Below are 2,646 nucleotides of genomic sequence, written 5' to 3'. Positions count from 1 at the left end.
GAACCGCAACTGTGGTGGCGACGCCAGAAGCCCGCCGCAGTGCGCTTGAAAACAGCGGGTTTTTTGAGGACTATAGCGGAAGACGGGAGTGGCTGCATTAGAAAGAAGCGAGAGGCGAGAAATGAGTTCCGATAGCTATCGGAATAGACTTAGTAACGCTCACCACTTGACGTATCGCTTTGCCCGCCCGAACCCTCGAAAGCTAATAACGAGAAGCGGGAAACGAGTTCAGATAGCTATCGGAATCGTGACGTTCACCACTTGACGTATCATTATGACCGCCTGAACCCGCGAACAGCTATATGCTAACCAATTGGATGATTTGCAACTTCAATTTTTACAGTCAAACCACCTTCAACAACTATTTATTTAAACTGCGAATGTAATTGCGGGCTTTGACGCCTGACGGCTTAAGTTCTGATTCTTTCCACGGTCCGCCGTCGGAGACATCGCCTTTTAAGACCGAGCAGGTTTCTTCTTTGTTGGAAACCGACCAGACAATCCAACTGATTTTTCGGGCTTCCATCCAATCAATGTATTCTTGCCAAGCTTTTTCGTTGAGCGGACCGTCGCCGGTGGCTTCCATACCTGCCGATTCCGACACAAAAATCGGTAGATTCTTTTTCAACGCTTCGTCGGTTCTATCGCGAAGCCATTTTTCGTGTGTACCGGCATAAAAGTGCATGGTGTACATGAGGTTGGTGCTGCTGGTAATGGGATCGGCGGCAGGTAAATGCACGTCTTGATCCCAGCGTGGAGATCCGACCAAAATGATGTTATCAGGATCGTTTTTGCGAATTACGGCAATAACTTGCTCGGCGTAGGCTTTTACTTCCGGCCAAGTTTCTTCGTCGGGTTCGTTTACAATTTCATAAATCAGATTGGGCGTGTGTCCGTATTTCTTCGACAACCAATCGAAAAACACTAGTGCTTCTTTAAGATTGAGGTTATGGCTATGCCAATCGGCAATAACATAAATGTCGTTTTTAATTGCGGCTTTTACCACCGTTTCTAATTTCTCGGTAGCGTACTGCGGATTTTGCGTGTAGGTAAACTCGTTCCCTTCAATACCCATAGCGGCGCGCACAACATTACATTTCTAGTCGGTTACCAGTGTTTTTACTGCTTTTTGGTTGTAAAAACGCGGCCAGTAATTGTGCCAGCCAAAGCTCATGCCACGCAATTGTATAGGCTCGCCTGCCTGATTACACAATTGTGTGCCGATAACTTGTAAGGATTTGTGCTTCTTCACAACTTGAGCCTGACACAAATTGCAGAGGATTAGAGCTAGGAAAAGATATTTTTTCATGATTTACTTTTTTTCGCGCAAGCGTATCACACAAATATCGTGCGCTTCGATTTTAGTTTTGAGATTTCGTTTTGTATTTGCCGTTTTATTTTCGAATAGGAATTTGAACTCGTAAACCTGTTGTTTTGCATTGAATTGGTGTCCGAAATCCGGATCGGTTATTTGCCATTTCGAGAAATCGAAGTTTAGTTCTGCGGCCGACTCGCTTCTGTTAAGAAACGCAAAAGCCCATTGGTTATTGGCGAGCGGTTTGGCCCAATAGTCGATTCCATTTTCAAAATGAAACTTAAATCCTTGCAATCCGAGTTCGTCTTGATTAATAGCAATCAGGTCGCGGTTAGTGAGTAAATCGCGTGTTTGTTGGTTCATTTTAGTGATGTCGTTTCCAGCAATAAGCGGAGAAGCCATCATACACCAAAGTGCAAAGTGCGATCGGTCTTCGGCTGCTGTCATCCCGTTGCCCACTTCGAGCATATCGAAATCATTGAAATGATCCGGACCGGCGTATTTCCGTATGTCTTTGCGCATTTCTAAAATTCGTAATACGCCCCAGGACGACCAAGTTCCGTGGTTGTATTCGCAATCGAAACACGGGTAGATATCGCCGGAGATTCGCCACATTTGTCCGATATCTGTTGCCCAAAGCCACGGCTGATTATCGCCCCATTCGCACAAACTAAAAATGATTGGTTTTTTAGTTGCAGCAAGTGCATTTCGCATGGTGGTATAGGCTTCTTTAGCTTGAATGCCTTCGGTATTACACCAATCGTATTTAAGAAAATCGATTCCGAGTTTGGCGTAAAAACGGGCATCTTGATATTCGTAGCCACGTGTTCCCGGATAACCGGCGCAGGTTTTTGTTCCGGCACAGTTGTATAGACCAAACTTCAGGCCTTTTTTATGCACGTAATCGATGAGCGCTGGTAGTCCGCTTGGAAATTTCACGGGGTCGGGAACTAGGTTTCCGTTTTCGTCGCGTTCTTTGGCCATCCAACCGTCGTCGAGAACAAGGTATAGATAACCGGCGTCTTTCATGCCTGAAGCTACAAGGGCGTCGGCGGTTTTCTTTACTAGCTCTTCATTGATGTTGGTTTCGAAGGTGTTCCAAGAATTCCATCCCATCGGAGGTGTTTTAGCTAAACCAGCGGGTTTCTGTGCGAAGATGGATATCGAACAGCAGCAAACAAATATTCTAAATAGTTTATTCATAATTTCAAGAAAAAAACCCTGCAAAACAGGGTTTTAAAAAACTAACTCAATAAAAATTCCAACCTAAAATGAAATGAATTTATTCTTTGAGTTATCCAAATATATTCCGTATATTTATACCTGATTTA

The 2,646-nt window shown here is 44.4% G+C and carries 3 protein-coding genes; all 3 read right to left on the bottom strand.

Annotated elements, in window-relative coordinates:
- Nucleotides 1-361 precede the first annotated feature (361 nt).
- The 3 genes from CHX27_RS01400 to CHX27_RS01395 are packed head-to-tail and all read right to left on the bottom strand — an operon-like array spanning nt 362 to nt 2,431.
- Nucleotides 362-1,087 carry a glycoside hydrolase family 5 protein gene (locus CHX27_RS01400; protein ID WP_262494569.1) on the bottom strand — a complete coding sequence of 242 codons (726 nt, stop codon included), beginning with the start codon at nt 1,085-1,087 and terminating at the stop codon, nt 362-364.
- 12 nt (nt 1,088-1,099) lie between these two features.
- Entirely contained in the window at nt 1,100-1,309 is a 210-nt protein-coding gene (locus CHX27_RS15750; protein WP_243388932.1) for a hypothetical protein, read from the bottom strand.
- 3 nt (nt 1,310-1,312) lie between these two features.
- Complete coding sequence (locus CHX27_RS01395) at nt 1,313-2,431, bottom strand: glycoside hydrolase family 27 protein (protein ID WP_243388931.1); 1,119 nt, start codon at nt 2,429-2,431, stop codon at nt 1,313-1,315.
- Nucleotides 2,432-2,646: the final 215 nt, after the last annotated feature.

The sequence above is a fragment of the Flavobacterium aurantiibacter genome, assembly GCF_002251775.1.
In the GTDB taxonomy this organism is placed as follows: Bacteria; Bacteroidota; Bacteroidia; order Flavobacteriales; family Flavobacteriaceae; genus Flavobacterium; species Flavobacterium aurantiibacter.
This window is presented reverse-complemented; position numbering and strand designations above follow the sequence as displayed.

Bases quoted from the DNA above. Each gene is read 5' to 3' on its own strand.
- CHX27_RS01395 (WP_243388931.1), bottom strand. From the start codon at position 2,431: ATGGGATGGAATTCTTGGAACACCTTCGAAACCAACATCAATGAAGAG.
- CHX27_RS15750 (WP_243388932.1), bottom strand. From the start codon at position 1,309: ATGAAAAAATATCTTTTCCTAGCTCTAATCCTCTGCAATTTGTGTCAG.